The 13,514-nt window shown below is 66.5% G+C and carries 7 protein-coding genes and 1 pseudogene; all 8 read left to right on the plus strand.

Annotated elements, in window-relative coordinates; all coding sequences use genetic code 11:
• Position 1 precedes the first annotated feature (1 nt).
• A complete protein-coding gene (locus tag ACHAC9_RS00860) occupies positions 2 to 784 on the plus strand; it encodes a DotU family type IV/VI secretion system protein (protein WP_435756182.1) in 783 nt (260 codons plus the stop codon).
• Positions 781 to 4,794, plus strand: coding sequence for a type VI secretion protein IcmF/TssM N-terminal domain-containing protein (locus tag ACHAC9_RS00865; protein WP_435756184.1), 4,014 nt, complete (start codon positions 781 to 783; stop codon positions 4,792 to 4,794). The genes ACHAC9_RS00860 and ACHAC9_RS00865 overlap by 4 nt, the downstream gene beginning before the upstream one ends.
• Positions 4,791 to 5,918, plus strand: coding sequence for a type VI secretion system protein TssA (gene tssA / locus ACHAC9_RS00870; RefSeq protein ID WP_435756186.1), 1,128 nt, complete (start codon positions 4,791 to 4,793; stop codon positions 5,916 to 5,918). The genes ACHAC9_RS00865 and tssA overlap by 4 nt, the downstream gene beginning before the upstream one ends.
• Positions 5,919 to 6,061: 143 nt before the next feature.
• Positions 6,062 to 6,208: pseudogene (locus ACHAC9_RS00875) on the plus strand (3-oxoadipate CoA-transferase); the annotation flags it as partial.
• 271 nt (positions 6,209 to 6,479) lie between these two features.
• Positions 6,480 to 8,150 (plus strand): ShlB/FhaC/HecB family hemolysin secretion/activation protein, encoded by a 1,671-nt coding sequence (locus ACHAC9_RS00880; protein WP_435756188.1) that lies wholly within the window; start codon positions 6,480 to 6,482, stop codon positions 8,148 to 8,150.
• A 35-nt stretch (positions 8,151 to 8,185) separates the two neighbouring features.
• Positions 8,186 to 11,611 carry a filamentous hemagglutinin N-terminal domain-containing protein gene (locus tag ACHAC9_RS00885; protein WP_435756191.1) on the plus strand — a complete coding sequence of 1,142 codons (3,426 nt, stop codon included), beginning with the start codon at positions 8,186 to 8,188 and terminating at the stop codon, positions 11,609 to 11,611.
• A gap of 24 nt (positions 11,612 to 11,635) precedes the next feature.
• Positions 11,636 to 12,427, plus strand: coding sequence for a hypothetical protein (locus tag ACHAC9_RS00890; RefSeq protein ID WP_435756193.1), 792 nt, complete (start codon positions 11,636 to 11,638; stop codon positions 12,425 to 12,427).
• A gap of 119 nt (positions 12,428 to 12,546) precedes the next feature.
• Positions 12,547 to 13,509 carry an MBL fold metallo-hydrolase gene (locus ACHAC9_RS00895; RefSeq protein WP_435756195.1) on the plus strand — a complete coding sequence of 321 codons (963 nt, stop codon included), beginning with the start codon at positions 12,547 to 12,549 and terminating at the stop codon, positions 13,507 to 13,509.
• The last annotated feature ends 5 nt before the right edge of the window (positions 13,510 to 13,514 follow it).

Raw genomic sequence — 13,514 nt, forward strand, 5'->3', positions numbered from 1 at the left:
CATGACCATCCATGACAAGGCCCAGCGCGCCGGCGACGCCGACGGCAACGACCTCGCATCAAGCCAGTTCCGCGCCTTTGTGGCGGTGCTGACCCAGGCGCGCGCTCATGCCGCCAACCTGGCCGAGGCCGAGGGCCGCACGGGCGCTGCCGCGCTCAGCCGTGAGCTGTGTCAACTGATCGAGTTGCAGAGCCTCGAGGCGGGGCGCCGCGGCGGCAAGGGTAGCCTCGACACCCAGTTGCAGGCGCGCTTCGTGAAGGCGGCGCTGGCCGACGAGATGATGCTCAACACTAACTGGGCCGGCCGCACGCATTGGCGTCACCAGCTGGTCGAGTCTGCGCTGCTGCAATCGGCCCACGCAGGCCAGCAGGTGTTCGACGACATCGACCAGTTGCTGCGCGAGCGCGATCCGGCGCGGCGCGCGGTGGCGCGCCTCTACCTGCACCTGCTCGCGCTCGGTTTTCAGGGACGCTATCGCGGCAGCGCCGACCTGGCCCCGATCGCCGCCTACCGGGGCCAACTGTTCCAGTTTGCCTACCAGCGTGCGCCCGGCCTGGGCGCGCGCGATGCCGTCCTCACCGAGCAGACCTATGCCAGCACCTTGTCGTCCGCCACCGGCCAGCGCCTGTCGAAACCGAGCCGCCGGGTTGCCATGCTGGCGCTGTCGCTGGCAGGCCTGCTGGTGCTGTCCCAATCCTTGTGGTTGTGGCAGTCATGGCCGGTGCGCCAGGCGCTGAAAGAGCCGGCCAGGCTCTACACCACGCAGCAGCAGGGGATGCCATGAACTACCTGCACGAGAACCTGCTGCTGATCGCGCTGCTGCTCGCCACGCTGGTGGTGCTGGCGCTGCTGGCCGTGGTGGTGAGCGCGGCGCTGCGCGGCGGCGCCGGCAGCGCCAAGGCGGGCAAGACACTGCGCCTGCTTGGGGCCGAGTCGCTGCACCTGTCGTTTCGCAGCGCGGTCAAGCTGATCGAGGCAAACCTGGCCAGCCGCGGCGAGCGCTACAACCTGTCGTGGACGCTGCTGCTGAACGAGAGCGCGAGCGAGGAGTTGCCCCTGCTGCAGTCGGGCCTGCACAGTGCGCTGAGCGCCGACAGCAGCCTGAACGCTTCGGCGCAGGGTATCGCCTGGAATTTTTTCGACAAGGGCGTGGTGGTCCAGCTGCGCTCCGACTACCTGGGTGCGCCCGAACCCGACAGTGCGGCCAGCAACGGCGTCTGGGATGACTTCCTGGGCCTGTGCCGCAACTACCGGCCCCAGCTCCCATTCGATTGCATCGTGGTGGCCATTCCATGCGCGGCCTTGCTGCAAACCGATCCGCAAGGCCAGATGGCGCTGGTGGCGCGCGCCAAGGCCATCCACCGGCGCCTGTGGCTGGCACAAAACCGGCTCGCCTTGCGCTTCCCGATCCACCTGTTGGTAACCGAGTGCGAAGCCGTGCCGGGGTTCGCCAGCTTTGGCGCTGCCTTGCCCGAATCGTTGCGCCGTTCGATGCTGGGCTGGGCCTCGCCCTACGAGCTGGTGGCCCCGTTTCGCATCCAGTGGGTCGACAGCGCCATGGACCAGATCGTCGGCGCGGTGGCCGACACATGCGCCGAACTGTGCGCACTCGAAACGGCCGACGCCGGCAGCAGCGCCTACTTCTTGTTGCCCAGCGAAGTGGAACGGCTGCGTGCGGGCCTCAAGATCTTCTGCGAAGAATTGATGCGCCCGAGCGCCTACCACGAGTCCTTCCTGCTGCGCGGCATCTACCTGACCGGCGACGCCGGCGCTGCCGCGCTCTTGCAGGCAGGCGCTGCCGGCCTGGACGCGACGCCGCTCGTGCAGCTGCCCGCTCTGGCCACGGCCGCGGGGGAACGCGAGGCAGGTCCGCGCGCGGCCATGCCGGTCTTCCTGCGCGATATCTTCGAACGCAAGATCTTCGCCGAGGTAGGCCTGGTGCGCTCATCGAGCCAGCACATGCGGCGGCCTGCCACAACCCGCCTGGCCTGGTGGGCTGCGCTGCTCGTGCCCATGTCGTGGGGGCTGGGCCTGGGCGTTGCCACCTTCCAGCTGCACCAAAGGCAAGGCGTGGTGCTGGCCTACCTGGCGGGGTCCGGCACGACAACCCAGGTCGCGGCGCCCGGCGTCGATGCAACGCCGGCGCAGCGCCGCGCCATCGCTGCCCTCGACAGCGTCGAGCAGATGCGGGGCGCGCGTTTCAGTTCGGTCTTCATGCCCGGTTCCTGGCCGCTGTTCGACGACCTGCAGGAGCAGTTGCAGCGGCGACTCGAACAGGGTTTCGCCGTTGATGTGGTGAGCGCGCTGCGCCATGCGGCCGTGGCCCGGGTGGGCCGGCTGACCGGGGCCGTGCGCGACCCTGCGACCGGCGACCTGCTGGACAACGGCGAGTGCAAGTTGCCGGCGCATTGGAGCGAGCAGGGGGGGGCGTCATCGGCCGGCCTGGGCCTGAAGGATGTGCCCGAGTATAACTGGCTGCTGGGCTACCTGGCGAGCCTGGACGAGCTCGACCAGGCCATCGGCGCCATGCAGCGCCTGGGGCCGTCCGCCCAGCTGCACAAGCAGGCGCCCGCGTCCGGCGCCGACCTGGCACTGGCGGTCCGCGTGTTGTTGAAGAGGGAGGTGGGCGGCATGCCGACGCGCACGGCCGCGTTGTACCGCGCCGCGGCGCAGGGGATTCCGGTGCTGCCCCTTGGGCCGCTCGAGGCCGCCGCGCGCTGCGCCCTGCGGCTGGGCGAGACGGCCATGTATCGGCGGCTGTTCGAAGACAACAGCCTGCTGCTCAGCGAGCAGGCGGTCACCGGGAGCCTGGCGCGCTTGCGCGACAGTACCCACCAGGGCGCCGACCTCGGCGCGCGCTTGCGCCTGTGGCAAACCCTGCGCACGGCGCTCGACAACCAGCAAAGCGGCCTCGTTACCGGCCAGGGCGGATGGATGCACGAGCGCGTGCTCGACCTTGGCAGTGCGCAGGACAACCTGCTCAAACAGATCGGCGCCAACCGGCTGCTCGGCCCGGTGGCGGTGCGGGACAGCAGGAATCTGGCGGCGCAAGGCTTCGGCCGCTTCAAGGTCGCATGGGAGCGCGTGGTGGCGGCACCCGACCAGGCCGACGGCGGCGCCGGCCTGGCCTGGGACGGCACGTCCTGGGTCTTCACGCCCGAGCGCAAGGCATTGCACAGTGCGGTCGCTGCCCTGATGGCGCAGCCCTACATGAGGGCTGCGGCGACGCTGCGCCTGCCCGTCCTGGGGACGGGAGCCACGATCGGCTGGGACAGGGCCCAGCTCGAGCAGGCAGCCAGCCTGCCTGATGCGCGCAAGGCCTTCCAGGGCGGTGCCTACATCGCTTTGCCCACGTCCTTGCAGCAACCGGCGGCCGCGGTGGTCGACCTGGCGCTGGGCGCCAGTGCCAGCGCTGCGTTGGCGCAAGCGCTGAGCGTGGCGCCGCCGCAGTTGCCCAGCGCCGCCGCCGATGCCGAGCGCGCCGTCGTACTGCGCATCCGGGCCTGGCTGCGGGAAATCGGCGCGCGCCAACTCGCCGACGACCTCGACGCCGCGCTGGAGCGCGATGCGCTATCGCGCCTGGCTCGCCTGGATGAAGTGTTCGATGCGGCGCAGTTGTACGTGCCGCGCGACGCCGGTTTCCAGCAATGGCAAGGCCAGAAGGGTGCCATGCTCGGCGCCTTTGGGGGCGACGTGGCGGGGCTGAACGCCTACCTCGAGCAGCAGCAGGAATTCATCGACACCATGGTCCAGCAGGCCGAGGGCGTACTGGCTGAACTGGCCAGCGGCGCATCGGGCGGGCATCCGCTGGTAGCGAGCTGGCAGGCGCTGGCCGCGGATTTGCGGCGCTACCGGCTCAAGAGCCCGACCAGCTCGCGCATGGCCCTCGAAACCTTCATCGCCATCGGCAGCGCCGAGATCGACATCAACAATTGCGTCGACAAGCTGGCGCTGCGCCAGCCGCCACGGCGTGCCGCTGATGTGTTTGCCGAGCGCCTGCAAAGCCTGCAGGTCGGGATGCTGGCGCGCTGCCGCGAACTGGCCAGTGGCGACGACCAGCGCCAGTGGCAGCATTTCGCCGAAGCCTATAACCGTGAGCTGGGAAAGCGGGCGCCTTTCGTCACGTTTGCCAGCGCGCGCTCCGGCGGGGCCGATGCGGTGCCGGCCGATCTCGAGGCCGTCGGCGCCGTGTTGAAACTGTACGACCGCGCCCGCGCCGCCGGTGCGCTGGCCGAGCGCGATCCGGGGCAGCCGGGCGCGCGTCCGGCGGTGCGCAAGGCCGACCAGCAGTTGCGCCGCGTGCGAGACCTGCTGGCGCCTCTGTATCCGGCCGAGGAGGGCCAGGTCGGGGCGCTCGACGTGACGGTGGAATTTCGCGCCAATACGGGCGGCGAGGCGGGCGCCAACAAGATCATCGACTGGGGACTGACCATCGGGGGAGCCACCGTGCGCCTGGCCGACCGGGCACGCGCCTTGCGTTGGGAGCCCGGCATGATCGTGGCCGATCGTACGGTCAGCTACCGCTTTGACGATCCGTGGGCCTTGTTCAGCTTCATCAACGCTTACCGCGACGGCGGTACCCCGGGCGACGATGGCCGGGTACCGCTGCTGCGCTTCGAGTTTCCCCTGGTGAGCGCGGAGGCGAGGCCGTCGTCGCCGCTGCCGCAGGCGCGCGCGCGCGTGTTCCTGCGCATGCGCGTCAGCGCGCCAGGCAAGCATGCCGCGCTGACCTGGCCGGCCTTGTTTCCGGCCCAGGTGCCGCCATGGCAAGAACCACTACAGAGCGCACTATGACAGCGATGCATGATTTTCCTGACAGTGCGGCTGACCAGCCGGTGCTCGACGCTTTGCTGGCGCCGCTGTCGCCCGAGCCGCCCTGCGGCCCGGCAGCGCGCTATGATCCCGTGTTCACCGCTATCCGCCTGCTGCGCGAGGAGGACGATCCCAGCCTGCCGATGGGTCAGTGGGAGCGCCCGCTGACGTGTGCCGACTGGCCGGAGATCGAGCGCCTTTGTGTCGACATGTTGCGGCTGCGCTCCAAGGATTTGCAGATCGCTGTCTGGCTGGTCGAGTCCTGGATGCGCCAGCGCGGTTTTGCCGGCTTGATGCAGGGCCTGCGGCTGCTCGACGCACTGCTGCAGCGCTACTGGCCGCAGTTGCATCCACTCATTGACGGCGATGATGCCGACGCCCGCCTGGCTGCGCTGGAATGGTTGAACGAATCGCTCAGCACCAGCGTGCGCCTGCACGCCGTCTTGTTGACCTTCGACGGCGGCAAGCCTGTACCCATGACCCTGGCCGAATGGGAACGCATGACGGCACAGGAAATGGCGCCGCATGCTCCGGCTGGCGACAGGCCGCCCGGCGCTGCGGCGCAGTTCTCACGGGCCGATGTCCATGCCGCGTCGGAGCATATCCGGCCGGCCCTGCTGGCGACCGGCGCCGCAGTCGGCGATTGCCTCGATTCCCTGCAGTCGATCATCGCCTTCCTCCATCACCAGCTCGGGGACGAGTCGCCCAACCTGGGCAAACTGGAGGGCACGCTGGAAGCGATCCTGCGCGTTTTGTCGCAGTTGCGACCGGGGCAACCTGCGGACGCGGCAAGCGACGGCACTCTGCCGGTCGACGCGGTGTGCGCCGAGGTCACCGTCGGCTTGGCGAGCGCGGGCAGCGCTTCGGCAGTGGTCCCGGGCATTGCTGTCGAGACCGGGCGTTGGCGCAACCGAGCCGAGGCGTATGCGACGCTTGAAGCGCTGGCCGATTATTTGAGCGAGGTCGAACCGCACAGCCCGTCGCCCTTTCTGATCCGTCGTGCCGTGAATTGGGGACGCATGTCCTTGCCGGAAGTAATTGCCGAAATTATCCGCGAGGAGGGGGATGTCGGCCGCTTGTTGAATGTGCTTGGCATCAAACTATAGGGCCTTGGCGTTCATGTCGCCAAGGGGGTGTGCATAGTCTGGGGCAAGCACGTCCTGATCCGTTTTCAATCGGTGTCGAGGCGATCGACGATCGTTCTCGGTCGCCGTTTTCATGTGCCTGTTCCTGCTCCTTCCCGCGCTAGAGCGGCGTGGCTTGCGTGAACCGTCTCTATACCGATCTCGCGGTGCTGGACGTGACTCTTGAGGGCCTGCGCGTCGTCGAGATGGCGCCGGGCCTGTCTTTCGACGAACTGCAAGCAGCAAGCTCCGCGCCCCTGCTGGCGCCCTGACACCCCCGGCAAAGCTTCGGGTGTGAGCGACGGCCGCCGACGCCGCAGGGACCTCAAGTCAGCGTGATGGACGGCAACGGCACGGTGCAAGCTTGTCTCCTGTTCACAACATCAGCGTCATGCATTTTTGCACTTTCTCCGAATCATTAGACTTATCTCTTCAGTAACGTAGCTACTGCTGTGTACGGTAATTAACGGCATCCAGCCTTCCGGTCACCGCTATTGCGATGAAGAAAATGACGTCTCATTGAATCAACGAGAAGGGCGAAAAATGCAGAAGCTCACATTGATCCCATGCGCATTACTGGCATTCACCCATGGCGCGTTTGCGCAGCAGCTGCCGAGCGCCGCCAGCCAGATGCAACAGATCCCGCCTACGCCGATGCCGCAAAAAACGGCGCCAACAGTCACGCTCACGCCAGCGGGCGCCCCCGCCACGGTGGCCGATGCGCCTGGCGTGAAAATCGTCGTCAAGCGCCTGGGGGTAGCGGGGGCTGGGGCCTACTCCGAAGCCGAGCTGCTGGCGGTGACCGGATTTGCGGCTGGCAGCGAACTGTCACTGCCCGACCTGCGCGCCATGGCCGCGAAGATTGCCGCTTTCTATCATCGTAACGGTTACTTCCTGGCCCAGGCCTACCTGCCGCAGCAAAACGTCAAGGACGGCGCGGTCACGATCGCGGTGCTTGAGGGCCGCTACGGCAAGGTCCTGCTCCGCAACGGGAGCGGCGTTTCCGACGACGTGGCGAACGGCCTTCTCAGCGGGCTCGACAATGGCGACATCGTGGCCGTCGAGCCGCTTGAAAACCGCTTGTTGCTCTTGTCGGACCTGCCGGGCGTGCAGGTCAAATCGACCCTGGTGCCGGGCGCATCGGTGGGTGCATCCGACCTGATCGTCGACCTGACACCTGGCCAGCGCCTTTCCGGCAGCATCGATGCAGACAATGCCGGCAACCGCTACACCGGCGCCAATCGCATCGGCGCGACGGTCAACCTGAACGACCCCACCGGACACGGCGACGTCGTCACGCTGCGCGTGCTGAGTTCGGGCTCCGGTCTGGACTACGGCCGTTTTGCCTACCAGGTGCAGTTTGGCAGGGCGCGGGTCGGCGTAGCGTATAGCGACCTGCGTTACAAGCTGAAACGCGAGTTCGCGCCACTCAATGCCAAGGGCAGCGCGAAAATCGCCAGTGTTTACGGCAACTATCCACTGATCCGTTCGCGCAACACCAACCTGTACGCCCAGGTTAACTTCGACGCCAAGCGCTTCGAGGACAGGGTTGGCTCGACCTCGAGCGTCACCGACAAGACTGCGCGCGTCTTGAACACGAGCCTGTACGGCGACCGTCGCGACAAGCTTGGCGGGGGCGGCCTGAACAGTTACGGGCTGACCTGGTCAACCGGCGAGATCGACCTGCAAACGCCGTCGGTGAGGGCGTTCGACGCCATGTCGGCCGCCAGCAACGGACGCTACAACAAGCTCGGCCTCAATGTCGCCCGGCTGCAAAGCGTGACCGAGTCGCTGTCGGTGTATGCCGCCGCTAACGGCCAATGGGCATCGAAGAACCTGGACGTGTCGGAAAAAATGGAGCTGGGCGGCATGTATGGCGTACGCGCCTATCCCGAAGGTGAAGCCTACGCCGACCAGGGCTATGTGCTCAACCTGGAAGCGCGCATGACTTTGCAGTTCTTCTCCGGGCCCATGGCCGGGCAGGTGCAGCTGGTCGGCTTTGCCGATCATGGCAGTGTCAGGACAAACGAGAACGCGTGGACGGTCGGGCACAACCACAGGGCCCTGTCCGGTGCGGGCGTCGGGCTGACCTGGGCGAAGAACAACAATGTCATGGTCAAGGCGTACTACGCCCACAAGCTCGGTAACGAGAAAGCGCTGTCCGCGCCGGATTCGGCGGGCCGTTTCTGGGTCCAGGCAGTCAAGTACTTCTGAGCTTGTAAATCACTACGGAACCAAAAGGTCACTCAATGAACAAACTCTACCGATCGATCTGGAATGATGCCACCGGCACCTTCGTCGCCGTGTCCGAAAACACCAGGGGCGCGGGCAAGAAAGCCTCGACCTGCACGGGTGCCATCAAGCATGCGCCGCTGGCCATGAAAGTACTTTCCCTGTCGCTGATGATGGTGGGCGCCAGCGCCTGGGCGGCGCCCGTGGACGGTGTCGTTACGGCAGGCGTCGCCACGATTAACGGCACGCCGGGCAGCACGGTCATTACCCAGACGAGCCAGAATGCAGTCATCAACTGGCAGAGCTTCAACGTGGCGGCCGGCGAATCGGTCCGCTTCGACCAGCCAAACGCGCATTCCGTGGCACTGAACCGGGTACTGGGGGCGGACCCGTCGAGCATCCTGGGCACGCTGTCGGCGAACGGCAAGGTGTTCCTGGTCAATCCGAACGGCATCCTCTTCGGCGCCGGCGCCTCCATCAACGTCGGTGGGCTCGTTGCTTCGAGCCTGAACATTGGCGACGCCGACTTCATGGCAGGCAACTATCGCTTCACCGGCGCGGGCAATGGTGAAGTGACCAACCTCGGCACGATCAACGCACCGGGCGGCCATGTCGCGCTGCTGGGCGCACATGTCAGCAATGACGGCGTCATCGCGGCCCGGCTCGGCAGCGTGGCACTTGCCGCCGGCAATGCCATCACACTCGACGTCGCCGGCGACGGCTTGCTCAATGTTGCGATCAGCGAGGGGGCGGTCAACGCACTCGCGTCAAATGGCGGCCTGATCGGGGCAGACGGCGGACAGGTGCTGCTGAGCGCGCGGGCGGCTGGCGGCCTGCTGCAGGGTGGCGTCAACAATAGCGGCGTGATCGAAGCGCGCAGCTTCGACAACCATCACGGTACGATCCGCCTGCTGGGCGATAGCCAGACCGGCGGGGCGCAGGTGAGCGGCACGCTCGACGCGTCCGGCCTGGCCGCAGGGCAGACCGGCGGTACCGTGCAGGTGCTGGGCAATACAGTGGAGTTGGCAGGCGCAACGGTCAATGCATCGGGCGACGTCGGCGGCGGTCTGGTGCACATCGGCGGCGGCTTCGATGGCGACACGACGATACCAGTGGCGCGCGCCACCGTCGTCGACAGCGGCGCGCTGCGTGCCGACGCGATCAGCACTGGCAACGGCGGCCGGATTGCTGTCTCATCGGCTGGTGCCACCTCGGTCAACACCACGCTGACGGCGCGCGGCGGCGCCAGCGGCGGCAACGGCGGCTTCATCGAAACAGCCGGGCAGAACGTGCTGCTGGGCACCGGCAACAGCGTCAGTACGCTGGCCTCATCTGGCAACACCGGTACCTGGCTGCTGCGCCCGGCCAACTGGACGATCGCCGGTGCCGGCGGCGACGAGACGCCGGGACAGGTGTCGACCAGCCTGGTCAGCTCGGATCGACTGATCAACACGACGAACGACATCACCGTGGCCGATGCGCTCGTCTGGACCACTGGACGCAAGCTCGAGCTGAGCGCAGGCCACAACGTGCTCGTCAAGGCGGCGATCACTGCCAGCACGGCCGGCTCCGCCATCGTCCTGACAGCCGGCAATGATGTGCTGGTCGATGGGGCCATTACGGCGAGCGCGACGGGTTCGCGCATCAGCATGGCCGCAGGGCGCGATGTGATCAACACTGCGGCCGTCACGGCAAGCGCGAACGGCGCCAAAATCGCGATGAACGCGAAACGCGACGTCAGCGTGACCACGGTCACCGCGGACGGCGGCGGCTCGATCGACCTGATCGCCAACCACGACGTGAAGGCACACGGACAAATCAGCGCCGACAACGGCGCCGTGATGATGCTTGCCGACAGCGATGGCAACGGCCCCGGTGTGGGCGGAGGTACCGTCAAATTTGTAGGCCCAGGCGCCGTCAACGCGACGGCAACGACGATTCGTTTCAATCCCGTCGCTTACGCCGCCACCAGCACGGAAATAGCGAACTATGCGAACAGGGTGGCATCGGGCACAGTCGACGCCAGGGCATGGGTATTCGCCCAGGGCGACGACAAGGTCTACAATGGCAGCCGCGCCGCTACCGTGTCCTTGCGCGGCTACCCGAGCGTCTGCAGCTGCGTCAACCTTGTGGCGGGCAATGCGACTTTCGACACCAAGAACGTCGGCACAAGCAAGTTGATTACCTTCGACGGCTATATCCTGGGCGGTGCCGACAAGGCGAGGTTTGCCTTGTATGCGCCTTTGGGTACGCCTGCCGGTTCCGGCACCACGACTGCCGACATCACGCCCCGGCCACTGAACGTGAGGGCCTTGGGCACCAACAAGGTCTATGACGGCCACACGGCCGATGCGGTGACCTTCACCGACAACCGCATCACGGGCGATTTGCTCACCGTCACCAGCGCTGCGGCCAACTTCGCCGATCCCAAGGTTGGCAACGGCAAGGCGGTCAGCGTCACCGGCATTAACCTGAGCGGCGCCGACGCCGCCAACTACAGCGCCAACACGACCGCGACGACTGCCGCCGACATTACGCCGGCACCGCTGATTGTGCGTGCGAACAACGCCGCCAAGCCATACGGGCACACGCTCATGCTGTCCCCGTCCGCCTTCACCCAGCTTGGCCTGGTCAACGGCGAGACTATGGGCAGCGTCAGCCAGACGAGCGTCGGCACGCCAGCCACCGCCGCTGTTGCAGGCAAGCCGTATGCGATCGTCCCGAGCGATGCGGCCGGCGGCACTTTTACGCCGTCCAACTACGCCATCAGTTACGTGAACGGAGCGCTGACGATCGTCCCGGCACCCTTGATCGTGGCGGCCCACGACGCCACCTCGCCGTATGGCCAGGATCCGGTGTTGACCGGTTTCATGGCCACCGGCCTGGCCAACGGCGAGAGCGTCGGCAACGTTACCCTGACCAGTCCTGGTGCGTTGGCTGCGGCCAGCGCGGCAGGGTCGTATGCCATCAAGCCGAGCAACGCAAGGGGTGGCACGTTCACGCCGTCCAACTATACGATCGCCTACACAGACGGAACCCTCCACGTGAGCGCACCGCCGGCCCCACCGCCCGCAGTCCTGCCCCCGGTAGCTCCACCGCCCGCAGTCCTGCCTCCAGTGGCCCCGCCGCCCGCAGTCATTCCCCCGGCGGCACCAACGGCGCCTGTCACGCCACCAGCACCGGTTCTGTCGGAACCGATATGGCCGTCCATCCCTCCCGTGAGGATACCGGTGACGGTCGTGCCTGCGCCGACCTCGCCCGACCCGATGCCCGTTATCGTGCTGGCGCAAACACCTGCCGGGCTGCAGACGCTGCTGGCACCAGGAGCCGCCGAGTCACAGCCGGAGCTTGAGCCAGCGCCAGTGCCGACCGGTCCGACGGTTCCCGAAGAGCCGGAAGTTGAGGTTCCCGCGCATCGCCCACCGAAGCAGGACAGGAACTGAGTACTAGTGGCAGCCGAGAATCACGTGAATACGCTACGCATCCTCGGCGCGCGGCTGGCCAGCCGGCTCCGCCTTAGCCTGATGGCCGCCGCTGTCGCCACTTCCCAGCAGGCGCATGCATCCGATGCACTGGGGATGTCGCCGGAACCGGTCGGCCGTGCTCGTGCATCCGATCCCGGGGCGGCGAGCGCCCCGGCTGCGACGTCGGCAGGCACACTCAAACGGGCGCGTTTCGGCGCGTCGATCCCGTCGGACGAAGCGCGACAACTGGCGGACTGGATTCTCGCTTCCAACAACAATCGCCGCCTGCCGTTCCTGATCGTCGACAAGAAGCAGGCCGTGGTTTACGCCTTCCACGCCGATGGACTCCTGCAGGGCATGGCCCCGGTTCTGCTGGGCAGTGCCGTCGGCGACGACTCGGTGCCACGCATTGGCCAACGCAAGCTGTCGGCAATCCGGCCAGACGAACGCACGACGCCGGCGGGACGTTTCGTCGCGGCGCTCGATCGCAACCTGCACGGCGCGGAGATCCTGTGGGTTGACTACAATGCCGCAATCTCGCTGCACCGCGTGGTGACCAGCGTGGCAAAAGAGCGTCGTGCGCAGCGTTTGACAAGCCCGACCCCGCTCGACAACCGGATCTCCTTCGGTTGCATCAATGTGCCGGTAGAGTTTTTCGATCAGGTCATCCGTCATGCATTCAAGGGCACCAATGGCATCGTGTACGTGCTTCCCGAGACACGGCCGGCGCATGAGGTGTTTGGTTCGCGCAAGCTCGATGAGCGCGCGCCCTTGCGAATGATCGACGAGGGCTAGCCGTCCTGGTCATGGGCCGGCGGGGCCAGGCGGTCGTCGGCAGATTTACAAATACCACGGGAAGTCGTATCGTCTGCCTACAACATGGCGTTTCGGATACCAACGTGGAGACAGGCATCATGACCGAGAGAACCTTCGCATCGCAGGCGGACCTGGAAGAAAAGAAGACCAGCTTCATCAAGCTCTCCGATAACGCGTACGCGTACACGGCCGAAGGCGATCCGAATTCCGGCGTCATCATCGGCGACGACAGCGTGATGGTGATCGACACCACCGCCACGCCTCTGATGGCCCAATCGCTCATCAAACACATCCGGGCAGTCACCGACCTGCCGATCAAGTACGTGGTGCTGTCGCACTACCATGCCGTGCGCGTGCTGGGCGCCTCGGCCTATTTTGCCGAAGGCGCCGAGCAGATCATCGCCTCGCGCGGTACCTGGGAACTGATCGTCGAACGCGGCGCGCAGGACATGCAGTCCGAGATCGAACGCTTCCCGCGCCTGTTCGCCGGTGTCGAATCGGTGCCGGGCCTGTCCTGGCCGACCATGGTGTTCGACACCGAAATGACCATCTTCATGGGCAAACTCGAGGTGCGCCTGGCACATATCGGCATGGGCCACACGAAGGGCGACACCATCGCCTGGATCCCGTCGCAGAAGATCTGCTTCTCGGGCGACCTGGTCGAATATGGCGCGGCGGCCTACACCGGCGACGCCCAGCTCGAGGAATGGCCGGCCACGCTGGAGGCGCTGCGCGCGCTCGGGGCGCAGAAGCTCGTGCCCGGCCGTGGCCCGGCGCTGGTCAGCCCGCAGCAGGTGAAAGAGGGCATCGATTACACGAAGGATTTCGTCACCACGCTGTTTCAAAGTGCGAAGGAAGCCGTGGCGGCGCAGATGACGCTGGCCGAAGCCATGACCCATGTGCGCAGCAGGATGGACCCGAAATTCAGCCACGTTTTCATCTACGAGCACTGCCTGCCGTTCGACGTCACGCGCGCCTACGACGAAGCGAAGGGCATCAAGCACCCGCGCATCTGGACCGCGGAGCGCGACAGGGAGATGTGGCACGCGCTGCAGAATTGAGACGG

It is taken from the genome of Massilia sp. CMS3.1, assembly GCF_051262535.1.
Classification (GTDB): domain Bacteria; phylum Pseudomonadota; class Gammaproteobacteria; order Burkholderiales; family Burkholderiaceae_D; genus Telluria.